Annotated in this window: 22 protein-coding genes and 4 tRNA genes; 15 read left to right on the forward strand and 11 right to left on the reverse strand. The window is 68.4% G+C overall.

Annotated elements, in window-relative coordinates; translation table 11 throughout:
• Positions 1-18: 18 nt before the first annotated feature.
• Genes AC04MD_RS09050 through wrbA form a run of 3 tightly spaced genes read right to left on the reverse strand, consistent with a single transcriptional unit; the run spans position 19 to position 1660 of the window.
• Positions 19-735, reverse strand: a complete 717-nt coding sequence (locus AC04MD_RS09050; protein ID WP_475496932.1) for a hypothetical protein — start codon at positions 733-735, stop codon at positions 19-21.
• The gene (locus AC04MD_RS09055; protein WP_475496933.1) at positions 732-1064 is read right to left on the reverse strand and encodes a DUF2069 domain-containing protein; all 333 of its coding nucleotides are present in this window, start codon (positions 1062-1064) and stop codon (positions 732-734) included. Before AC04MD_RS09055 ends, AC04MD_RS09050 begins: the two co-directional genes overlap by 4 nt.
• Complete coding sequence (gene wrbA / locus AC04MD_RS09060) at positions 1064-1660, reverse strand: NAD(P)H:quinone oxidoreductase (RefSeq protein WP_475496934.1); 597 nt, start codon at positions 1658-1660, stop codon at positions 1064-1066. The genes AC04MD_RS09055 and wrbA overlap by 1 nt, the downstream gene beginning before the upstream one ends.
• Positions 1661-1737: 77 nt before the next feature.
• Between wrbA and AC04MD_RS09065 the strand changes: the two genes are divergently transcribed.
• From AC04MD_RS09065 to AC04MD_RS09075, 3 genes are read left to right on the forward strand one after another with little or no spacing between them, the layout of a single operon-like run.
• Positions 1738-3015: a YihY family inner membrane protein gene (locus AC04MD_RS09065; protein ID WP_475496935.1), complete on the forward strand. Its 1278-nt coding sequence runs from the start codon at positions 1738-1740 to the stop codon at positions 3013-3015.
• Positions 3012-3584, forward strand: a complete 573-nt coding sequence (locus tag AC04MD_RS09070; RefSeq protein WP_475496936.1) for a TlpA family protein disulfide reductase — start codon at positions 3012-3014, stop codon at positions 3582-3584. Before AC04MD_RS09065 ends, AC04MD_RS09070 begins: the two co-directional genes overlap by 4 nt.
• On the forward strand, positions 3581-3847 hold the full coding sequence (locus AC04MD_RS09075) for an acylphosphatase (protein WP_475496937.1): 267 nt from the start codon (positions 3581-3583) through the stop codon (positions 3845-3847). Before AC04MD_RS09070 ends, AC04MD_RS09075 begins: the two co-directional genes overlap by 4 nt.
• Positions 3848-3969: 122 nt before the next feature.
• Here AC04MD_RS09075 and AC04MD_RS09080 read toward each other — a convergent pair whose 3' ends face one another.
• From AC04MD_RS09080 to hemA, 8 genes are all read right to left on the reverse strand, one after another.
• Positions 3970-4377 carry a hypothetical protein gene (locus tag AC04MD_RS09080; protein WP_475496938.1) on the reverse strand — a complete coding sequence of 136 codons (408 nt, stop codon included), beginning with the start codon at positions 4375-4377 and terminating at the stop codon, positions 3970-3972.
• Between the two features lie 3 nt (positions 4378-4380).
• Positions 4381-5160, reverse strand: a complete 780-nt coding sequence (gene ppk2 / locus AC04MD_RS09085; RefSeq protein ID WP_475496939.1) for a polyphosphate kinase 2 — start codon at positions 5158-5160, stop codon at positions 4381-4383.
• Positions 5161-5185: 25 nt separating this feature from the next.
• On the reverse strand, positions 5186-5524 hold the full coding sequence (locus tag AC04MD_RS09090) for a helix-turn-helix domain-containing protein (protein ID WP_162338509.1): 339 nt from the start codon (positions 5522-5524) through the stop codon (positions 5186-5188).
• A 16-nt stretch (positions 5525-5540) separates the two neighbouring features.
• A complete protein-coding gene (gene moaB / locus AC04MD_RS09095; protein WP_475496940.1) occupies positions 5541-6059 on the reverse strand; it encodes a molybdenum cofactor biosynthesis protein B in 519 nt (172 codons plus the stop codon).
• Between the two features lie 25 nt (positions 6060-6084).
• Positions 6085-7809 carry an O-linked N-acetylglucosamine transferase, SPINDLY family protein gene (locus AC04MD_RS09100; RefSeq protein ID WP_475496941.1) on the reverse strand — a complete coding sequence of 575 codons (1725 nt, stop codon included), beginning with the start codon at positions 7807-7809 and terminating at the stop codon, positions 6085-6087.
• A gap of 199 nt (positions 7810-8008) precedes the next feature.
• On the reverse strand, positions 8009-8455 hold the full coding sequence (locus AC04MD_RS09105; protein ID WP_475496942.1) for an N-acetyltransferase family protein: 447 nt from the start codon (positions 8453-8455) through the stop codon (positions 8009-8011).
• On the reverse strand, positions 8452-9537 hold the full coding sequence (prfA, locus tag AC04MD_RS09110) for a peptide chain release factor 1 (RefSeq protein WP_475496943.1): 1086 nt from the start codon (positions 9535-9537) through the stop codon (positions 8452-8454). The genes AC04MD_RS09105 and prfA overlap by 4 nt, the downstream gene beginning before the upstream one ends.
• Positions 9515-10795: a glutamyl-tRNA reductase gene (gene hemA / locus AC04MD_RS09115; RefSeq protein WP_475496944.1), complete on the reverse strand. Its 1281-nt coding sequence runs from the start codon at positions 10793-10795 to the stop codon at positions 9515-9517. Before hemA ends, prfA begins: the two co-directional genes overlap by 23 nt.
• Positions 10796-10863: 68 nt before the next feature.
• On the opposite strand from hemA, the gene AC04MD_RS09120 reads away from it, so the two are divergent.
• The 12 genes from AC04MD_RS09120 to tuf all read left to right on the forward strand — a co-directional run.
• Positions 10864-12549 carry a tetratricopeptide repeat protein gene (locus tag AC04MD_RS09120; protein ID WP_475496945.1) on the forward strand — a complete coding sequence of 562 codons (1686 nt, stop codon included), beginning with the start codon at positions 10864-10866 and terminating at the stop codon, positions 12547-12549.
• Entirely contained in the window at positions 12546-13196 is a 651-nt protein-coding gene (gene lolB, locus AC04MD_RS09125; RefSeq protein WP_475496946.1) for a lipoprotein insertase outer membrane protein LolB, read from the forward strand. The genes AC04MD_RS09120 and lolB overlap by 4 nt, the downstream gene beginning before the upstream one ends.
• Positions 13193-14083, forward strand: a complete 891-nt coding sequence (gene ispE, locus AC04MD_RS09130; protein WP_475496947.1) for a 4-(cytidine 5'-diphospho)-2-C-methyl-D-erythritol kinase — start codon at positions 13193-13195, stop codon at positions 14081-14083. Before lolB ends, ispE begins: the two co-directional genes overlap by 4 nt.
• A tRNA-Gln gene (locus AC04MD_RS09135) sits at positions 14082-14157 on the forward strand. The genes ispE and AC04MD_RS09135 overlap by 2 nt, the downstream gene beginning before the upstream one ends.
• Positions 14158-14190: 33 nt before the next feature.
• Positions 14191-15150, forward strand: coding sequence for a ribose-phosphate diphosphokinase (locus tag AC04MD_RS09140; protein ID WP_055940747.1), 960 nt, complete (start codon positions 14191-14193; stop codon positions 15148-15150).
• Between the two features lie 112 nt (positions 15151-15262).
• Entirely contained in the window at positions 15263-15916 is a 654-nt protein-coding gene (locus AC04MD_RS09145; protein ID WP_475496948.1) for a 50S ribosomal protein L25/general stress protein Ctc, read from the forward strand.
• Between the two features lie 51 nt (positions 15917-15967).
• Entirely contained in the window at positions 15968-16549 is a 582-nt protein-coding gene (pth, locus tag AC04MD_RS09150; RefSeq protein WP_475496949.1) for an aminoacyl-tRNA hydrolase, read from the forward strand.
• 86 nt (positions 16550-16635) lie between these two features.
• Positions 16636-17727 (forward strand): redox-regulated ATPase YchF, encoded by a 1092-nt coding sequence (ychF, locus tag AC04MD_RS09155; protein WP_475496950.1) that lies wholly within the window; start codon positions 16636-16638, stop codon positions 17725-17727.
• Positions 17728-17836: 109 nt separating this feature from the next.
• A tRNA-Tyr gene (locus tag AC04MD_RS09160) sits at positions 17837-17922 on the forward strand.
• Between the two features lie 38 nt (positions 17923-17960).
• Positions 17961-18034: transfer RNA gene (locus AC04MD_RS09165), tRNA-Gly, on the forward strand.
• A 54-nt stretch (positions 18035-18088) separates the two neighbouring features.
• Positions 18089-18164 (forward strand) — tRNA-Thr (locus AC04MD_RS09170).
• 35 nt (positions 18165-18199) lie between these two features.
• On the forward strand, positions 18200-19273 hold a 1074-nt coding region (gene tuf, locus AC04MD_RS09175), incomplete at its 3' end, for an elongation factor Tu (protein ID WP_475496951.1).

The raw sequence follows: 19273 nt of genomic DNA on the forward strand, positions 1-19273 counted from the left end.
CAAGGCTCCTGCCGGCGCTCACGGCGCGCCTGGCGTTGTATCCGGGGGTGTCAGGCGGTACGCCTCGCCATAGTGCCGGCAGATCATGTCTTCCAGCCCCGGCGAAGGCGGTGCGACCACCAGGCGATTATCGCCGCTTTCCCGCAGGAACGTGCACTGCGCATCCCCGCGACCGTCTTCGTCGTACGTGGCGCCGCTGCCGTCCACCTGCGCCCGCAGGTCCTGGTTGCCGTCACCGAGCGGCAGCGAACGCACCGCATCCAGCTTCCACATCAGGTAGTTCCAGCTGCAGCAGCTGCTGCGCCCGGCCTGCACCAGCCACCCGTCGATGAATTGCAGTTCGTAATAGCCACCGCTGAAGAAGTGCTGCAGCGTCCGCGTGGCCGGGTCGATCCGGTAGACATCGCCCTCGCAGTTCGGCCCGGCGCCGCACGCGCCAAGGATCTCGATCTCGTGCAGGCCGTCCCCGTCCAGATCTACCGGGCTGGCATTGCCCATGGGGGTGTAGGCCGTCTCCTGGTCGATCTCCAGGCGGTCGCAGGTACGCGCGGCATCGCACGCGAGCTCGACGATGTGGCGACGCAGTGCGGGCGAAGGGCATTCGGTCCGTACGGTCAGCACGCTGCCGTCGCGGTTTTCCACGCGCGCCGGCTCCACCGGTTCGCACACCGCATCCTGTGCCCATGCGGATGGCGCGATCAGACCCAGGAACAGTGCCGCGACGAAACGCCTCATCCCTTCCTGCCGAACCGCTTGGCAAACGCCGGCCAGCTGGTCGCCAGCACGATGCCGATGGACAGCACGATGCCGACCCAGGCGAACTTCGCCTTCACCGGATCGGCCCACGCCACCATCACCGCGTGCGAGAACCAGAACAGCGCCAGCACGCCGGCCCAGAAGGCCGCGGTGCGCCGCCGCGCCATCACGCCGATCATCAGCACGATGGGCGGCAGGCTGAAGACCAGCAGCGCCAGCGTGTACTGGCGGTCGCCGTAGAACCACAACGCGTACAGGATGGCCAGCAGTTGCAGCAACGCGGCGAGGACCAGGCGCGAACGGTCCATCAGCGCGTCTCCAGCCGGCGGGCGATATCGGCCACGCGGCGGCCGAGTGCGCGCGCGAGCGCGGCTTCCTCGTCGCTGGGGTGCGGGTCGTCCTCGCCGCCGGCCACATGGCTGGCGCCGTAAGGCGTGCCGCCGGTGCGCGTGCTGCTGAGCTGCGGCTCGGTGAAGGGAATGCCGACGATCACGCAGCCGTGGTGCAGCAGCGGCACCTGCATCGACAGCAGGGTGGATTCCTGCCCGCCGTGCTGGGTGGCCGTGGAGGTGAACACCGCCGCCGGCTTGCCGACCAGCGTGCCGCTGGCCCATTCCGCGCCCAGGCCATCGATGAAGTGCTTGACCGGCGCGGCCATGTTGCCGAAGCGGGTGGGGCTGCCGAGGATCAGGCCACTGCACTCGGCCAGGTCCTGCCGGTCCACGTAGGGCGCGCCGTCCTCGGGCACCGGCGGCGCGGCCTGCTGGGTTACGGCGGCGACCGGCGGCACGGTGCGCAGGCGCGCCGACATGCCGTCCACTTCGCCCACGCCGCGTGCGATCTGCCGCGCCAGCCGCGCCACGGACCCACCGCGGCTGTAGTAGAGCACCAGGATCTCGGGCATCGGGCCATCTTCGTTGCATGGAAGGCGCCTAGTATCGGCGATGTCGGTCCCGTGACGCATCGGTTACCCTTCCGCCCATGGAGCCACTGGACTCGTTGAACCGTTGGACCGATCGCCTGCGCGACCGCGCACGCATGGGGACCTTCTTCCGTTTTCTGGCCAAGCGCTTCCTCGACGACCGCCTGTTCCAGGCCGCCGGCTCGCTGGCCTATACCACCCTGTTCGCGCTGGTGCCGCTGGCGATGGTGGTGTTCGGCGTGCTGTCGGCGTTCCCGGTGTTCCAGGAATGGAGCGCGCAGCTGCGCGACTACATCTTCGCCAACTTCCTGCCCGGCGCGGCGGTCAGCCTGAAGGAGAAGCTGGACGGCTTCCTCTCCAACACCGGCAAGCTGACCGCGGTCGGCGTGATCGCGCTGGTGGCGTCGCTGCTGATCACGCTCAACAGCATCGAGACCACCTTCAACAATATCTGGCGCGTGCACAGTGCAAGGCCGAAGCTGTCGCGCTTCCTGGTCTACTGGACGGTGCTGACGCTGGGCGCGCTGATGGCGGCGGCATCGTTGGCACTGTCCGCGCGCTTCTATGCGCTGCCGGTGTTCGCGACCAGCGGCGGCAAGTGGCTGCAGGCGCTGTCGTTGAGCGTCGCGCCGGTGCTGATCGAACTGGCGGCCATCGTGGTGATCTACCGCGTGGTGCCGCACCGGACCATCAAGTGGCGCTATGCGGTGGCGGGCGCACTGCTGGCGACCGTGCTGCTGGAACTGGCGAAGTGGGGGCTGGGCCTGTACCTGGGCAGCTTCAACTCCTACCAGAAGATCTACGGCGCGGTGGCGGCCGCGCCCATCCTGCTGCTGTGGATCTTCCTGTGCTGGGTCGCCGTGCTGCTCGGTGCGTCGCTCGCCTCCGGCATGGCGGCGTTCCGTTACCAGCCGGTCGCGCTGCGGCTCCCGCTGGGCTACGAACTGTACGGCCTGCTGCGCATGCTCGGTCGCTTCTCGCAGGCGCGCGCGCAGGGACGCGGCCTGCACAGCGACCAGATCCTGGCGATGGAGCCGATGCTGACCGATTCGCTGATCCAGCAGATGCTGGGCCAGCTGGCCGGCATCAACCTGCTGCGCAGGGACGAAGAGGGCGAGTGGCTGCTGTCGCGCGACCTGGACGACCTGACGCTGTGCGACCTGTACGAAGCCTGCCAGCTGCGCATTCCCGTCGCCGAGGCCCACCTGCCGTTCCACGACGATGCGCTGGGCCGCGCCGCGCGCGTCGCGCTGGACGACCTGCGCATGCCCTTGCGCGAACTGCTGAAGAAGCGCGTCAGCGACCTGTACGTCGAATCCAACCAGGAGCCTGCATGAAGTCCCTTTCCTCCCTGTCGCTGGCCACGGTGCTGTTGCTGGCGGCGTGCAGTGCCGGTTCGTCGCCGTCGGAAGCGGCCTCGCCCGCGATCGAAGCGCACGTGCAGGCGGTGGAACCTGCGAGCCAGAAGGCTGCCGATCGCACGGCCGAGGTGCCGACGCTGCAGGTGAAGACGCTGGACGGCGCCGATTACATGCTGGCCGCGCACCGCGGCAAGTGGGTGGTGGTGAATTTCTGGGCCACCTGGTGTGCGCCGTGCCTGAAGGAAATGCCCGACCTGTCCGCGCTGGACAAGGACAACGAGCACATCGAGGTGATCGGGCTGGCGTACGAGGAGATCGAAGCGGACGAGCTGAAGGCGTTCCTGGCCGAACGGCCGGTGGTGTACCCGATCGCCATCCTCGACGTCTACAACCCGCCGGCCGATTTCGCCACGCCGCGCGGCCTGCCGCTGACCTACGTGATCGCGCCGGACGGCAAGGTCGCCAAGCAGTTCCTCGGCCCGGTGACCGGCAAGGACATCGAGGCCGCCATCGCCGCGGCCGGCGGTCCCGCCGCGAAGGCATGATGGCCGCGCGCTTTTTGGTCAGTGGCAAGGTGCAGGGCGTGTTCTTCCGCGCGTCGACGCGCGAGCGCGCGCTCGATCTCGGCCTGTCCGGTCGCGCGACCAACCTGCCGGACGGTCGCGTGGACGTGGTCGCCGAAGGCGATGCCGCCGCACTGGACGCGCTGGAAGCGTGGCTCCACGAGGGGCCGCCCGCGGCCCGTGTCGATGCGGTGGTACGCGAGGTGTGGACCGCGCCGGTGAACGAAGGCTTCGTCACCGGCTGACGGGCCTGTCTACGTAGCGTGCGCCACGCGCACGACCACGCGACCGCACGATCATGTGCTGACTCCGTGCGCATGGCGCACGTTACACAGAGGCGATACCTGTCGCTCTGCTTGCTCGGGTTTCACCGTGAAGGCTCGCCGGCGTCGTACAGGCGCAGGGCGCGGGCTTGCTGCTCGTCGTCCAGCGGCGGCGGCCGCGCGACGGCGGCCTGTACGGGTTCCTTCCAGCCGGGAATCTTTCGCGCACCCTTTTGCACCTGCTGCGCCGCCAGTCCGACGAGTACGGGCACGATGCCGCCGTTCTTGCCGAGCTGCTCCAGGCTGGTGGGTTCCTTCCAACTGCCACCGAGCGCGCCGGAGTCGACGTCGATGGGATTGCGGAAGCGGTAGAGGTCCACCACTTCCCCCGGGTCCGGACGGACGGTCAGCGTCTCCAGCGTCGTCGCGGACGGATCCTCGGGCGCCGTGGCGTCCTGCGCCAACGCAGGCGCAGCGGCCAGCCACAGCGTGGCCATCCAGGTCATGCGCATCGATCAGTCGCCGCGCTGCGGCTTGATCGGCTTGAGGATGCCGTAGCGTTCCTTGTGCAGCTTGCCCTTCAGCGGCGGCAGGCCCAGCGGTTCCAGTGGCACCTGCGTGTCGGGCAGGCGATCGAGCAGGTCGCGGATCAAGGTCAGCCGCCCGGTGCGCTGGTCGTTGAAGTCGACCAGCGTCCACGGCGCATGCTTGGTGTGCGTGGCCTTGAGCATGGTCTCGCGGGCGGCGGTGTAGTCGGCGTACTTCTCGCGCGCCTTCAGGTCGATCGGCGACAGCTTCCAGCTCTTCAATGGCTCTTCCGCGCGCTCGGCGAAGCGTTCTTCCTGCTGCGCCTGGTCCACGCACAGCCAGTACTTGAACAGCAGGATGCCGTCGTCGGTGATGCCGCGCTCGAACACCGGCGCCTGCTGCAGGAAGCGCGCGTGCTGCTCGTCGCTGCAATAGCCCATGACCTTCTCGACGCCGGCGCGGTTGTACCAGCTGCGGTCGAACAGGACGATCTCGCCGGCCGCCGGCAGGTGCGAGATGTAGCGCTGGAAGTACCACTGCGAGGCTTCGCGCTCGCTGGGCTTGGGCAGCGCCACCACGCGGCACTGGCGAGGATTGAGGTGTTCGGTGATCGCGCCGATCGCGCCGCCCTTGCCGGCGGTATCGCGGCCTTCCATCACCACCACGATGCGGGCGCCGCAGTGGGAGGCCCAGCGCGCCATCGCGGCCAGTTCCAGCTGCAGTGGCTTGAGGCGTGCTTCGTAATCCTTGCGCTTGAGCGGTTTCATCACGACCTCCTGTGTGGCGGGGGAATCAGCGTTTGCGGCGTGCCTTGTGCCCGGCCATGCCGCGGGCGACTTCCAGCAGCGCGCCCTGCTGGCGCGTGGTGAGTGCGCGGTAGGCGGCGAGCAGGTCGTGTTCGCCCTGCGTGCGGGCCGGGTCCAGCGTCGTCGCCAGTTCCGACAGCAGCGCGCCGGCCGGTACGCCGAAGGCGCGCGCGAGTGCGGCGAGCTGGTCGCCGCCGGGCATCTTCTCGCCGGCCAGCCAGGATTTCACCGTGGCGACGCCGGCGCGCGGGATGGCGGCGGCGAGGTCGGCGGCGGTCAGGCCGCTGGCCTTGGTCAGCAGACGCAGGGTGGCATCGAGCGACATCGCAGGCTCTCCTTGCTCATTCCTTCAGGCGGGGACGCAACGTCGCCAGGTTGCAGGGGCGCGTGCGGGCATCGAGTTGGGCGCGGATGATCTTCTCCCATGCCGTGCGGCAGGCCGAGGTGGAGCCCGGCAGGCAGAAGATGAAGGTCTGGTTGGCCAGGCCGGCGAACGCGCGCGACTGCAGCGACGAGGTGCCGATCTCGTCCACGCTGATGTGGCGGAACAGTTCGCCGAAGCCGGGCATTTCCTTGTCCAGCAACGGCAGCAACGCTTCCGGCGTGGAATCGCGACCGGTGAAGCCGGTGCCGCCCGTCACCAGGATGCCGTCGACGGCAGGATCGGCGATCCACTGCGAGACCTGCGCGCGCAGGCGGTAACGGTCGTCGGGCAACAGCGCGCGATCGTGCAGCTGGTGGCCTTCCTGTGCGAGCGCCTCGGCGAGGTAGTCGCCGGAACGGTCCTCGGCGAGCGTGCGGCTGTCGGAGACGGTCAGCACGCACAGGTGAAGGGGAATCAAGGCGTCGGCATGGCTCATGCCCGAAGGGTAGCGCACTCGCGGGTCAGTCGAGCGGCGCAGGCGGCAGGCCCTTGCGGTGCCGGTCAGCCATGCGCCGGGCCACGTCGACAAACCCGTCCGCGAACCGCGGCATGTCGAACAGCGGCGCCTGCGCGATCGCCACCTGCAGGCGCGCGCGCAGCTCCGCGCGCGTTGCGGTGTCGCGTCCCAGGCGGATCGCCGTCGCGACGAACGCCGCGTCGTCGGCCAAGTTCATGTCGTCCAGGCCGAGATGGTGGTTGAGGCTGCCGGCGACCCGCGCGGCGAACGTCATGCCCGGGCAGGTCAGCACGGGCGTGCCCGCCCACAGCGCGTCGGAGGCGGTGGTATGCGCGTTGTAGGGATGCGTGTCGAGGAACAGGTCGACATGCCGGTAGCGCGCCAGGTACTCCGCATGCGGCAGCTTGCGCATGAACACCAGGCGCGCGGGATCCACGCCACGCGCCTGCGCCGCGGCGCGCAGGCGATCGTCGGCGCGACCCGGTCCCGACAGCAGCCACAGCACGCTGCCGTCGACCTGGAGGAGCACGCCGAACATCCGCGCCATGCTGCGCGGATTCAATTTGTAGCTGTTGTTGAAGCAGGCGTAGACCATGCCGGTGTCGGGAAGCCCGCATGCGGCGCGCGACGGCGGCGTGTCGACCGCGCGACGCGTGTCCGACGGCTGGAACGCGCCCGGCAGCCAGGCGACGGCTTCGCTGTAGGACGGCGCGATCGCTTCTGGGAGGGCGAAGCGATCGGCCAGCACGTAGTCGATCCACGGCGCGCCGGAGGTGCCGGGATAGGCCAGCCAGTTCACCTGCACCGGTGCCGGTCGCATCGCCAGCACTTCCGGCGTGCCGCCGCCGCCCCAGCCGCGCAGGTCGTACAGCACGTCGATGCGCTGGTCGCGGATGGCCTGGGCGATGCGTGCATGCGACTGCCCGGACACGTCATGCAACTGTGTCGCGGCCGCCAGCCGTTGCCGGATCGGACTGCCGTCGCCGGGCGTGAGCGCGAATAGGTGTGCGTTCGCCGTTCCGCTCGCCTGCAACGCTTCGAAGAACGCCACCGTGAGCAGGCCGGTCGGATGTGCGCCGAAGCCGTTGGACAGGAAGCCCAGCCGCAGCGGCGCATCGTCCTGCGCCGGTGGTGCGGGCGGCAGTGGCCGGATCACGGCGGCGAGCGCTTGCGCGCGCTGGCGTGCGCAGGCCAGTTGTTCGTCGGCGGTGGCGTCCTCGCTGAGGAAGGCGAACGGCTCGACCACGCCAGTGCCGTCGCGCACCGCGCGGCGCACCTGGGCCGACAGCGCGTCGAGGTCGCGCCAGTCGCAGAGTCTGCGGCGCCAGTTCAACAGATGGGCGGCGAACATCGGTTCGCCCGGCACCAGCCGGTACGCGTGTTCGTAGGCCTGCGCCGCCGCCTCGGCTTCGCCGGCGTCTTCCAGCGCATGGCCCAGCCACAGCGCGATGCCGGGATGCTGCGGCGCTTGCGCCGCGGCCTCGCTCAGCGCCTGTGCGGCCTGCACATGGCGGCCCGACAGCCAGTGGCTGCGACCGAGGCGGGCGAGGGCTTCGGGATGACGCGGGCGGAGATTCAATGCGCGCTCGGCGGCACGCCGTCCGGCGTCGGCATCGCCGTGGTCGAGTTCGGCATCCGACAGCATTACCCAGGCGATGAAGTCCTGTGGCTGCTGCTGCACGTGCAACCGCAGTCGCGTGCGCTCGCTGCGTGGATCGTCAATGGTCACCGCGACCGCCTGGCTTGAAGGTGCGCGTGGTGGCGGAGGCGTGAGTGATGATCATAGGGGGAGCCTAGCGACTGCCGGCTGTGCGAGACAAGCACGATCCACACGAAGCAGGTGTGGGAGCGGCGTCAGTCGCGACGGTGATGCCTGGTTCGCGACTGACGTCGCTCCCAAAGCGAGGACGCCAGCGTCCTCGCGGCGGCTAGAGCGGCAGGCGGAAGCGCAGGGTGCCGTCGTACGGCGTCCAGCCCATCGCGCGGTACAGCGCCTGTGCGGTGGCGTTGTCGTGGTCGGTTTCCAGTTCCAGCCGCAATGCGCCGTCGGCGCGGGCGAAATCTGCGGCCGCGGCCAGCAGTGCACGGGCGACGCCCTGGCGGCGAGCCTCCGGCAGTACCAGCAGGTCGTTGAGGATCCAGGTACGGGTGGCGCTGACCGAGGAAAAGGCCGGATAGAGCTGGGTGAAGCCGGCGGCATCACCGTCGATCTCCGCCAGCAGGATCACCGATTCGCCGCGGGTCATGCGGGCCTGGATGAAGTCGCGCGCCAACGCGGGATCCGAGGGCTTGCCGTAGAACACGCGGTACAGGTCGAACAGGCGCGCGACCGTGTCGAGATCGTCCGGCGTCGCCTGCCTGATCGTGGCGGTCATGCGGCCTCCGTCAGCCGGGCGAGTTCGTCGGCCAGGTGTTCGCGGCCGAGGCGGTCGATCAGTTCGTCCAGGTCGCCCTGGATGATGTTGGGCAGGTCGTACAGCGTGAGGCCTTCCACGCGGTGGTCGGTGATGCGGCCCTGCGGAAAGTTGTAGGTGCGGATGCGCTGGCTGCGGTCGCCGCTGCCGACCTGCAGCTTGCGCGTCTCCGCCTGCGCGGCCTGCTGCTTGCTGCGCTCGGCATCGAGCAGTTGCGCCTTCAGCCGCTTCATCGCCTTGTCGCGGTTGGCGTGCTGGCTGCGCTCGGTCTGGCATTCCACCACCACGCCGCTCGGCACGTGGGTGATGCGGATCGCCGACTCAGTCTTGTTGACGTGCTGCCCGCCCGCGCCGGAGGAACGGAACGTGTCGACCTTCAGGTCGGCCGGATTGATGACGATGTCATCGACTTCGTCCACGTCGGGAATGATCGCCACCGTCGCTGCCGAGGTGTGGATGCGGCCCTGCGATTCGGTCTCGGGCACGCGCTGCACGCGATGGGTGCCGGATTCGAACTTGAGCTTCGAATAGGCGCCGCGACCAACCACGCGCGCCACCACTTCCTTGTAGCCGCCGTGCTCGCCGGGGCTGTCGGATTCGATCTCGACCTTCCAGCCCTGGCGCTCGGCGTAGCGTGCATACATGCGGAACAGGTCGCCCGCGAAGATCGCCGCCTCGTCGCCGCCGGTACCGGCGCGGACCTCGAGGAACAGGTTGCCTTCGTCGCGGTTGTCCTTCGGCAGCAGCAACAGCATCAGCTCGTCGTCGAGCTGCGCCAGGCGCAGCTGGGCAGCGGCGATCTCTTCGTCGGCCAGTTCGGCCAGTTCCGGATCGTCGCGCATCGCCTGCGCGGCGGCCAGGTCGGCCTGCGCGCGCTTTTCCTCCGCCATCGCGGTGGCGACGGGCTCCAGCTGGGAGAACTCGCGCGAGAAATTGCGGAAGCGGTCGCTGTCGCCGATCACGCCGGGATCGGCGAGCAGGCGTTCCAGTTCTTCCCGGCGTTCGGCCAACGCTTCGAGCTTACGGCGCAGCGTCGGCGTCATCGTCTTTCTTCAGGTGGGAATAGGGCGGCTGCGCGGGGAACAGGCGGTCGGCGGCGCGCGCCAGTTCCGCGTCGCCGCTTACCGCAGCCTCGCGCAGCGCCGCGGTCGGCGGATGCAGCAGGCGGTTGGTCAGCGTGTGGGCGAGGAACTCCAGCACCTGCTCCGGTTCGCGGCCGTTGGCGAGTTGCTGGCGGGCCTTCGCCAGCACGTCCTCGCGGGTGGATTCGCCCAGGGCGCGCAGGCGCTTGAGCGGTTCCTGGCGGGATCCGGCGTGCAGGTTCTCCATGAAGCGGCCGACCTGCACGTCGATGATGGCTTCCGCGGCATCGGCGGCTTCGCGCCGGCCGCGGCGGTTGTCTTCGACCGCGCGCTCCAGGTCGTCGACGGTGTAGAGGTAGGCGTCGCGCAGCTCGGCTACGGAGGCTTCTATGTCGCGGGGCACGGCCAGGTCGAACAGCAGCATCGGCTTGTGCTTGCGCTTGGCCAGTGCGGCGGCCACTTGTGCCTGCAGCACCACCGGCTCGCGCGCGGCGGTGGCGGAGAACACCACGTCGGCTTCGGCCAGGTGGCGTTCCAGTTCGGCCAGCGGCAGCGCGTAGCCGCCATGGCGGCTGGCCAGCTCCTGCGCGTGCGACAGCGTGCGGTTGGCGATCAGCAGCCGGCGCACCTTGCCCTCGCTCAGGTGCTTGGCCGCGAGCTCGATGGTCTCGCCGGCGCCGACCAGCAGCACGGTGGACTCGCTGAGGCGGGCGAAGGAGTTCTGCGCCAGGCGCACCGCGGTGGAGGCGACCGAGACCGGGTTCGCGCCGACGCGGGTGTCGGTACGCGCACGCTTGGCGACGGCGAAGGTCTGTTGGAACAGGCGGTCCAGGCGGTTGCCCAGCGCGCCATGTTCGCGCGCCGTCGCCCAGGCGTCCTTCACCTGGCCGAGGATCTGCGGTTCGCCCAGCACCATCGAGTCCAGTCCGGTCGCGACCCGGAACAGGTGGCGCACGGCGTCGGCGTCGCGATGGCGGTAGAGATAGCCCTCGAGGCCATCGGCATGCGTGGCCAGCCAGCTCGCCAGCACGTCGCCGTCCTCGGCCACTGCGTACAGCTCGGTGCGGTTGCAGGTCGACAACAGGGCGGCCTCGACCACGTCGGGCAGCGCCCGCAGCGACGACAACGCGTGCGGCACCGTGCCGGCGTCGAATGCCACCCGTTCGCGCAGGTCGACCGGCGCGGTCTGGTGGTTCAATCCGAGGACCCACAACGTCATCGTTCAGGCGCTTGCAGTAAGCTGCTGGCTCATATCAGGGCCGCCATTTTACGGCCGACGTGACGTTCATGCCCGAAATGATTCGTACTTGGGCCGCGGCGCTGGTTCTCGCGGTCGCCATGCCTTCCGCGGTCGCGGCACCTGCCGCATCGCCGGCCACTGCACGGGACGACGCGCTGACCACAGTCATGGCGGGCGAATTCGCCCTGCAGGCCGGCCAGTTGCCGGACGCCGCGCGCTGGTACCTGGACGCGGCGAAGCGGGGCGACGATGCCGGGCTGGCCGAGCGCGCTACCCGCATCGCCCTGCTGGCCAAGGACGATGCCCGTGCCGCCGAGGCGATCAAGCTGTGGCGGGCGCGGTCCCCGAGGACATTGGCGCTGCGCGGTGCGGAAGCCACGTTGGCGCTGCGCCAGGGGCAGGCGCGTGTGGCGCGCCGGGAGCTCGCCGCGCTACTGAAGGACCCGGACAACCTCGGATGGCGGTATGCACTGACGGCACTGGGCAGCGGCGGCAAGGATCCGGCGCTGGCGCCGCGGCTGCTGCGCGAACTGGTGGACGATGGCGCCATTCCGAACAAGCTGCCGCCGTGGCTGGCCTTCACCGGGTTGGCTCAGCAGCTCGAGCAGCCGGCGCTGGCCGAGCGCATGGTCGGCGATGTTGTGAAACGCTTTGCCGGCGAGCCGCTGGTGGAGCTGCTGCAGGCGAGCCAGCTGTTGCAGGCGGACCGCAAGCAGGAGGCGCGCGCCGTGTTGGATGGCTTGCTGCCAAGGGCAGCGACCGATGGCGCCCTGCGGCTCAAGCTGGCCGAGGAGTACGACCGCCTTGGCGACCCGGCGGCGGCGTCGCGGGCGATGGGGCAGGGGCCGCAGGACACGCTGACCTACGGACTTCGCGCGCAGTTGCTGGCCAAGGCCGACGACAAGACCGCGCTGAATGCGCTGTACGAGGAGCTGAAGCAGGCCGGTGCGGACCAGCCCACCCAGTACAGCCCGGACCGCCGCCTGTTGCTCGGCCAGATGGCCGAGTTCCTGGAGCGTCGGGACGAAGCCCTGACCTGGTACCGCAGCGTGCCCGCCGGCGACCAGCGCGCCGACGCTCGCCTGCGCGCGCTCAAGACGCTGTTCGACCTGGGGCGCAAGGACGAGGCCTTCGCCGAGGCGCGCACGCTGCAGGGCGACGCCAGCGTCGAGGACGGCACGCGCCGCGACGCCTATCTGATGGAGGCCGAGCTGCGCCAGCAGGACGAACAGGACGCGGGCGAACTCGAAGTGTTCGCGCGCGGGCTGGCTGCTTATCCGGACGATCTGGCACTGCTGTACTCGCGCGGTCTGGCCTGGGAGCGGCGCGACCGCATCGACCATGCGGAGGCCGATTTCCGCCGCATCCTGGTCATTGAGCCCGACAATGTGGCGGCGCTCAATGCGCTGGGTTACACGCTTGCCGACCGCACCACGCGCTACCAGGAGGCGCTGGAGCTGATCGATCGCGCGCGTACCGCGGTGCCGGACGATGCGGCCATCATCGACAGCTATGGCTGGGTGCTGTACCGGCTCGGCCGCAATGCGGAGGCGCTGGTCGAACTGCGGCGCGCCTTCACGCTGCAGAAGGACCCCGAGATCGCGGCCCATGTGGCCGAAGTGCTGTGGGTGATGGGGCAGAAGGACGAGGCGCGCCGCTACTTCGATGAGGCGCGCAAGCTCGATCCCGACAACCGCTCGCTGCTGCGGGCGCTGGAGAAGACAGGCGCATGAAGGTTTCAGGATGGCTGCTGGCGGGGCTCGCGGCCCTGTCGATGGCGGGCTGCGCCACGCGCGGCCCTGCCCTGGATTCGCCGACGCTGCGCGACCCCGAGGCGCTGGCGGCGGCGCAGGCCGCGCAGGCGACACGCACCGCGTGGCTGGCCTCGCAGCCGGACTGGTCGTTCGCCGGCCGGGTGGCGGTCAACGCGAACGGGAAGGGCGGCAGTGGCCGCATCGACTGGCAGCAGACGGGCACCGGCTATCAGGTCGCGCTGAGCGCGCCGGTCACCCGGCAGAGCTGGCGCCTCGGCGGCGACCTGCAGACCCGCGCCGCGCGACTCGATGGACTGGAGGGTGGGCCACGGCAGGGCGACGATGCGGATCGCCTGCTGCGTGAGGCGACCGGCTGGGACATTCCGGTGGCCTCGATGGCGCACTGGGCGCGTGGCGTGGCCGATCCTTCGGTCGCAGCGGACGGCGTGGACTATGCCGCCGATGGCCGGCTGCGGAGCCTGACCCAGCAGGGATGGCGCGTGGACTACCTGGACTGGTTTCCTGCCGAGGGTGAGCATCCGGTCATGCCGCGCCGCATGGAGGCGCGCCGCCAGGGCGCGACGGTGAAGGTCGCCGTCGACCAGTGGCAGCTCGCGCCCCGATGAGCCTGTTTCCGGTTGCGGACGGCTGGTCGGCCTGGCCGGCGCCGGCCAAGCTCAACCTGACCCTGCAGATCGTCGGTCGTCGGGCGGATGGCTACCACCTCCTGCAGACCGTGTTCCGGCTGCTGGAATGGGGAGACACGATCCACCTCCGGCCTCGGGCGGATGGCGAGATCCGACGGGCGGGTGAGTCCGTGCCGGGAGTCTCTGAGACCGATGACCTGGTCATCCGTGCCGCCAAACTCCTGAAAAAAGAGGCCAATATCGTCCAAGGTGTCGATATTGGCGTCGAAAAGCGCGTTCCGGCCGGCGGCGGTTTCGGTGGCGGCTCGTCGGACGCCGCGACTGTGCTGGTCGCCCTGGACCACCTCTGGGGCTGCGGCCTGGCAGCGGACCGGCTGGCATCGCTGGGGCTGCAGGTGGGCGCGGATGTGCCCGTCTTCGTCCGTGGTGAGAATGCCTGGGCGGAAGGAGTGGGCGAGGTCCTGACGCCGCTGGACCTGCCGGCCGCCTGGTACGTGCTGGTCGATCCCGGTGTTCATGTGCCCACGGCGGCGCTGTTCGCATCCCCGGATTTGACGCGTGATGCTGCACCCGCGAAAATATCGGACTTCGTTTCGGGATCACTGCTCGGCAACGCGTTCGAGCCGGTCGTGCGTCGCCGGGAGCCTGCCATCGAGGCGGTCTTCCAGGCCCTGTCGCAGATCGGTACGCCACGTTTGACGGGTTCCGGCGGCGGCTGCTTCGTGCAGTTCGCCGATCGGACCTCTGCCGAGGTCGCGCTGGCGTCACTGCCTGCCGGGCTTCATGCCTGGGTGGTGGAGGGCGCGGCGCGCTCGCCGCTGCTGGATGCGCTGGCGCAGGTTCGCGGGACGGAGAAAAACGCCTAGGGGCGTCGCCAAGTGGTTAAGGCACCGGGTTTTGATCCCGGCATTCGTAGGTTCGAATCCTTCCGCCCCTGCCAATCCAGTCCAGCCGCATCCGCCGAGACGACACCATGCAAGACGAACGTAACCTGCTCGTGTTCTCCGGCAACGCCAACAAGCCGTTGGCGAACAGCATCTGCCGCGAGCTGGGCGTGCGCCCGGGCAAGGCGCTGGTGTCCCGGTTCTCCGACGGCGAAGTCCAGGTCGAGATCCAGGAAAACGTGCGCCGGCAGGAAGTGTTCGTCGTGCAGCCGACCTGCGCGCCGAGCGCCGAGAACCTGGTGGAGCTGCTGGTGCTGATCGACGCGCTGAAGCGCGCATCGGCCAGCAGCGTCACCGCGGTGGTGCCGTACTTCGGCTACGCCCGCCAGGATCGCCGCATGCGCTCCTCGCGCGTGCCGATCACGGCGAAGGTGGCGGCAAAGATGTTCGGTGCCGTCAGTGCGGATCGTGTGTTGACCGTGGATCTGCACGCCGACCAGATCCAGGGTTTCTTCGATATCCCGGTGGACAACGTGTATGCGTCGCCGCTGCTGCTCGCCGACATCTGGCGCGCCTATGGCACGGAGAACCTGCTGGTGGTGTCGCCTGACGTGGGTGGCGTGGTCCGCGCCCGTGCGGTCGCCAAGCGCCTCGACGACGCCGACCTGGCGATCATCGACAAGCGCCGTCCGCGCGCCAACGTCGCCACGGTGATGAACATCATCGGCGACGTGGAGGGCAAGGACTGCGTGCTGGTGGACGACATCGTCGACACCGCCGGTACGCTCTGCGCCGCGGCCGCGGCGCTGAAGCAGCACGGTGCCAACAAGGTGGCGGCGTACTGCACGCATCCCGTGCTCTCGGGCCCGGCGGTGGACAACCTGAACAATTCGGTGCTCGACGAACTCGTCGTCACCGACACCATCCCGCTCTCGCCGCAGGCGCAGGGCTGCAGCAAGATCCGCCAGCTGTCGGTGGCGGAACTGCTGGCGGAAACGATCCGCCGCATCGCCTTCGGCGAGTCGGTCAGTTCGCTGTACGTGGATTGAGTCTCCGCTGCTCGCCAGGACATCGGCGGGCGGCTTTCCGGGTTCATCTGGTCGCGGGTGAACCTTTCATCAGATCGCCGCAGGGCGGTCCAACAATTAGGTAGTGAAGAAAATGGCTAAGACGCATGAAATCAAGGTCGAGCGCCGCGAAGACGAGGGTAAGGGTGCGAGCCGCCGCCTCCGTCACGCGGGCACCGTGCCTGCCATCGTTTACGGTGGCGAACTGAAGCCGGTCAGCATCCAGCTGAACCACAACGAGGTCTGGCTGGCCTCCCAGCACGACTGGTTCTACTCGTCGATCCTGGACCTGAGCCTCAACGGCGACATCCAGAAGGTGCTGCTGCGTGACATGCAGCGTCATCCGTTCAAGCAGCAGATCATGCACCTGGACTTCCAGCGCGTGAACGAGAACGAGTCCCTGCGCACCGCCGTGCCGCTGCACTTCCTCAACGAAGACAAGTCGCCGGCCGGCAAGTCCGCCGAAGTCGTGGTCACCCACGAGCTGAACGAAGTCGTCGTCGAGTGCCTGCCGAAGGACCTGCCGGAATTCATCGAGATCGACCTGGCCGACCTGGCCATCGGCGCGGTGATCCACCTGTCCGACGTCAAGCTGCCGGCCGGCGTCGTCATCCCCGAGCTGAAGCTGGGCAAGGAACACGACGTCGCCGTCGTGATCGCCAAGCACGGCAAGGAAGAGGCCGAAGAAGCCCCGGCCGAGTCGGCCGAGGTGCCGGCTTCGAAGGTCGCCAAGAAGGACGACAAGTAATCGCATGAGCCTTCGTCCGCTCCGGCGGGCGAAGGTGTGCGATGCGTTCCCATGGCAGGCCTGCGCCTCATCGTCGGACTGGGCAATCCCGGTGCCGAACATGCCCGAACCCGGCACAACGCCGGGTTCCATTTTGTCGACGCCCTGGCGGAACGGCAGGGTGAGCGGTTCGGACTGGACAGCAAGCTGTTCGGCGAAACCGCCAAGGTCGTGATCGCCGGCCAGCCGGTCTGGCTGTTGAAGCCGGCCACCTACATGAACCTCAGCGGCAAGTCGGTCGCGGCCGCGCTGCGCTTCTGGAAGATCGCGCCGGAAGAGGCCTTGCTGGCGCACGACGAGCTCGATCTCCCGCCGGGTGCCGCGCGCCTGAAGTTCGATGGCGGGCACGGCGGACAGAACGGCCTGCGCGACACCATGCAGCATCTCGGGCATGGCAAGTTCCACCGGCTGCGCATCGGTATCGGCCATCCTGGCCACAAGGACCGGGTGACGGGTTGGGTGCTGGGCAAGCCGGGCAAGGACGACGAAGTCCTGATCGCCCGGGCGATCGATGATGCGATGGATGTGTTGCCGCTGGCGGTAGCGGGCAACTTCATGGATGCGATGACGCGACTGCATACGCAGAAGGCGTGATGGCTCACTGGTGATTGGCGATTTGCGGCCACGGGTGCTGCGAATCGCCAATCACGAGTGAAGAATCACGAATCCGGGACGTACACATGGGCATCAAATGCGGCATCGTGGGTCTGCCGAACGTCGGCAAGTCCACCCTGTTCAATGCGCTGACCAAGGCGGGCATCGCCGCGGCCAACTTCCCGTTCTGCACCATCGAGCCGAACGTGGGCGTGGTGCCCGTGCCGGACCTGCGCCTCAACCAGCTGGCCGAGATCGTCAAGCCGCAGAAGGTCATTCCGACGGCCGTCGAGTTCGTCGACATCGCCGGCCTGGTGGCGGGCGCCGCCAGCGGCGAAGGCCTCGGCAACAAGTTCCTGGCGCACATCCGCGAAGTGGATGCGATCACCCACGTGGTGCGCTGCTTCGAGAACGACGACGTCATCCACGTCAACAACCGCATCGATCCGCTCTCTGACATCGACACCATCGATACCGAGCTGGCGCTGGCCGACCTGGAGAGCGTCGAGAAGGCGCTCAACCGCGCCGAGCGCTCCGCCAAGGCGGGCGAGAAGGACGCCATCGCGCGCAAGCCCGTGCTGCAGAAGCTGCAGGCCGGCCTCAACGACGGCAAGCCGGGCCGCGCGCTGGGTCTGGACGACGAGGAGAAGGCGCTGGTCCGCGACCTGTTCCTGCTCACGCTGAAGCCGGTGATGTACGTGGCCAACGTGCTGGAGGACGGGTTCGAGAACAACCCGCACCTGGAGGCCGTCCGTGCCCGCGCCGCCACCGAGGGCGCGCAGGTCGTGCCGGTGTCGGCCGCCATCGAGGAAGAGCTGTCCCAGCTGGACGACGCCGACCGCGATGCGTTCCTGACCGATCTGGGCCTGGACGAGCCGGGCCTGAACCGGGTGATCCGGGCGGCCTACACGCTGCTCGGCCTGCAGACCTACTTCACCGCTGGCGTGAAGGAAGTGCGGGCCTGGACGGTGAAGGCCGGCTCCACCGCCCCGCAGGCGGCGGCCGTGATCCATACCGACTTCGAGAAGGGCTTCATCCGCGCCGAGACCATCGCCTTCGACGACTACCTCAAGTACAAGGGCGAGGCCGGGGCCCGCGATGCCGGGCGCCTGCGCCTGGAAGGCAAGGAATATCGCGTGCAGGAAGGCGACGTCCTGCATTTCAGGTTCAACGTCTGAGAAAAAAGTGTCCCGGACGCGTTGACAGACGTGCCGGCACACGCCAAAATCTCGGGCTGTTTCACCCTGGTTTGATTTGGCCCTCCGGCCCAATCACTCCGGTGATCCCGGAGGGATACCCAAGCGGCCAACGGGGGCAGACTGTAAATCTGCTGGCTTACGCCTTCGGTGGTTCGAATCCACCTCCCTCCACCAGTTTTCGTTGTTGTTTCGCGTTGTAGTGGTCTCCCGGTGCGGGAGTAGTTCAATGGTAGAACTGTAGCCTTCCAAGCTACTAGTGCGGGTTCGATTCCCGTCTCCCGCTCCACTGAACACCCGCGCAGGACGATCTGCGGCAATCCAGGCAACACACCGGTTTCACGCTCACGTAGCTCAGTCGGTAGAGCACCTCCTTGGTAAGGAGGAGGTCGAAGGTTCGATTCCTTTCGTGAGCACCACTTCCATCCATTGATCCACTCGAGAACCAGCAGCCATGGCAAAGGGTAAGTTCGAACGCACCAAGCCCCACGTGAACGTGGGCACGATTGGTCACGTTGACCACGGCAAGACGACGCTGACGGCGGCGCTGACGAAGATCGGCGCGGAGCGTTTCGGTGGCGAGTTCAAGGCCTATGACGCGATCGACGCGGCGCCGGAAGAGAAGGCGCGCGGCATCACGATCTCGACGGCGCACGTGGAATACGAATCCGCCTCGCGCCACTACGCGCACGTGGATTGCCCGGGCCACGCCGACTACGTGAAGAACATGATCACCGGTGCGGCCCAGATGGACGGCGCGATCCTGGTGTGCTCGGCCGCCGACGGCCCGATGCCGCAGACCCGCGAGCACATCCTGCTCTCGCGCCAGGTCGGCGTGCCGTACATCGTGGTGTTCCTGAACAAGGCCGACATGGTCGACGACGCCGAGCTGCTCGAGCTGGTCGAGATGGAAGTCCGTGAGCTGCTGAGCAAGTACGAGTTCCCGGGCGACGACACCCCTATCATTTCGGGTTCGGCCCGCCTGGCGCTGGAAGGCGACCAGAGCGAGATCGGCGTGCCGGCGATCCTGAAGCTGGTTGATGCGCTGGACAGTTGGATCCCGACCCCGGAGCGCGACGTCGACAAGCCGTTCCTGATGCCGGTGGAAGACGTGTTCTCGATCTCGGGYCGCGGCACCGTGGTGACCGGCCGTATCGAGCGCGGCGTGATCAAGGTGGGCGAGGAAATCGAGATCGTCGGTATCCGYCCGACCCAGAAGACCACGGTCACGGGCGTGGAAATGTTCCGCAAGCTGCTGGACCAGGGCCAGGCGGGCGACAACGCCGGTCTGCTGCTGCGCGGCACCAAGCGTGACGACGTGGAGCGTGGCCAGGTGCTGGCCAAGCCGGGTTCGATCACCCCGCACACCGAGTTCGAAGCCGAAGTCTACGTGCTGAGCAAGGACGAAGGCGGCCGCCACACCCCGTTCTTCAAGGGTTACCGTCCGCAGTTCTACTTCCGCACCACCGACATCACGGGCGCCGTGACCCTGCCGGAAGGCGTGGAGATGGTGATGCCGGGCGACAAC

Source organism: Pseudoxanthomonas sp. LjRoot206 (assembly GCF_056175725.1).

Bases quoted from the DNA above. Each gene is read 5' to 3' on its own strand.
- AC04MD_RS09140 (WP_055940747.1), top strand. From the start codon at position 14,191: ATGCAAGACGAACGTAACCTGCTCGTGTTCTCCGGCAACGCCAACAAG.
- moaB (WP_475496940.1), bottom strand. From the start codon at position 6,059: ATGAGCCATGCCGACGCCTTGATTCCCCTTCACCTGTGCGTGCTGACC.
- AC04MD_RS09105 (WP_475496942.1), bottom strand. From the start codon at position 8,455: ATGACCGCCACGATCAGGCAGGCGACGCCGGACGATCTCGACACGGTC.
- lolB (WP_475496946.1), top strand. From the start codon at position 12,546: ATGAAGGTTTCAGGATGGCTGCTGGCGGGGCTCGCGGCCCTGTCGATG.
- pth (WP_475496949.1), top strand. From the start codon at position 15,968: ATGGCAGGCCTGCGCCTCATCGTCGGACTGGGCAATCCCGGTGCCGAA.
- wrbA (WP_475496934.1), bottom strand. From the start codon at position 1,660: ATGCCCGAGATCCTGGTGCTCTACTACAGCCGCGGTGGGTCCGTGGCG.
- AC04MD_RS09080 (WP_475496938.1), bottom strand. From the start codon at position 4,377: ATGCGCATGACCTGGATGGCCACGCTGTGGCTGGCCGCTGCGCCTGCG.
- AC04MD_RS09145 (WP_475496948.1), top strand. From the start codon at position 15,263: ATGGCTAAGACGCATGAAATCAAGGTCGAGCGCCGCGAAGACGAGGGT.
- ppk2 (WP_475496939.1), bottom strand. From the start codon at position 5,160: ATGAAACCGCTCAAGCGCAAGGATTACGAAGCACGCCTCAAGCCACTG.
- ychF (WP_475496950.1), top strand. From the start codon at position 16,636: ATGGGCATCAAATGCGGCATCGTGGGTCTGCCGAACGTCGGCAAGTCC.
- AC04MD_RS09050 (WP_475496932.1), bottom strand. From the start codon at position 735: ATGAGGCGTTTCGTCGCGGCACTGTTCCTGGGTCTGATCGCGCCATCC.
- AC04MD_RS09070 (WP_475496936.1), top strand. From the start codon at position 3,012: ATGAAGTCCCTTTCCTCCCTGTCGCTGGCCACGGTGCTGTTGCTGGCG.
- AC04MD_RS09055 (WP_475496933.1), bottom strand. From the start codon at position 1,064: ATGGACCGTTCGCGCCTGGTCCTCGCCGCGTTGCTGCAACTGCTGGCC.
- AC04MD_RS09120 (WP_475496945.1), top strand. From the start codon at position 10,864: ATGCCCGAAATGATTCGTACTTGGGCCGCGGCGCTGGTTCTCGCGGTC.
- prfA (WP_475496943.1), bottom strand. From the start codon at position 9,537: ATGACGCCGACGCTGCGCCGTAAGCTCGAAGCGTTGGCCGAACGCCGG.
- AC04MD_RS09075 (WP_475496937.1), top strand. From the start codon at position 3,581: ATGATGGCCGCGCGCTTTTTGGTCAGTGGCAAGGTGCAGGGCGTGTTC.
- hemA (WP_475496944.1), bottom strand. From the start codon at position 10,795: ATGACGTTGTGGGTCCTCGGATTGAACCACCAGACCGCGCCGGTCGAC.
- ispE (WP_475496947.1), top strand. From the start codon at position 13,193: ATGAGCCTGTTTCCGGTTGCGGACGGCTGGTCGGCCTGGCCGGCGCCG.
- AC04MD_RS09065 (WP_475496935.1), top strand. From the start codon at position 1,738: ATGGAGCCACTGGACTCGTTGAACCGTTGGACCGATCGCCTGCGCGAC.
- AC04MD_RS09090 (WP_162338509.1), bottom strand. From the start codon at position 5,524: ATGTCGCTCGATGCCACCCTGCGTCTGCTGACCAAGGCCAGCGGCCTG.